Source organism: Paraburkholderia sp. A1RI_3L (genome assembly GCF_048957895.1).
GTDB classification, from domain to species: domain Bacteria; phylum Pseudomonadota; class Gammaproteobacteria; order Burkholderiales; family Burkholderiaceae; genus Paraburkholderia; species Paraburkholderia kururiensis.
In genome coordinates, this window is sequence record NZ_JARCHA010000079.1 from 1 (window position 1) to 478 (window position 478).

Annotated in this window: 1 protein-coding gene; it reads left to right on the forward strand. The window is 72.6% G+C overall.

Annotation, left to right across the window (positions count from 1 at the left end; translation table 11 throughout):
• Positions 1–478: AMP-binding protein (locus PXJ20_RS32980; RefSeq protein ID WP_421057521.1), on the forward strand; the 478-nt coding region annotated here is incomplete at both ends.

Sequence of the window (478 nt, forward strand, 5' to 3'; positions counted from 1 at the left end):
TGGAACGACACTGTGCAGGCACTGCCGCCGGTCACGCTGCACGGTCTGATCGACGCGCAGGTCGCGCGCACGCCGGACGCGATCGCGGTGCGCTTCGAGGACGCATCGCTCGACTATGCGGAACTGGACGCGCGGGCCAACCGGCTCGCGCATCACCTGATCACGCTCGGCGTGCGGCGGGGCGCGCTGGTCGGCGTGTGCGCGGAGCGTTCGCTCGAGCTGGTGGTGGCGTTGCTGGGCGTGATGAAGGCGGGCGCGGCATACGTGCCGCTCGACCCGAGCCATCCGCCGCAGCGCCTGGGCTACGTGCGGCGGGATTGCGGCGCGACGGTGCTGATCGCGCAGCGTCACCTGGTGCCGAAGCTGGGCGCGACGGACGACGTGCGGCATCTGGTGCTGCTCGACGAGGCCGCGACATGGGGCCGCTATCCGCCGGGCGCGCCGGACGTGGCGGTCGGGCCGGAGGATCTCGCCTATG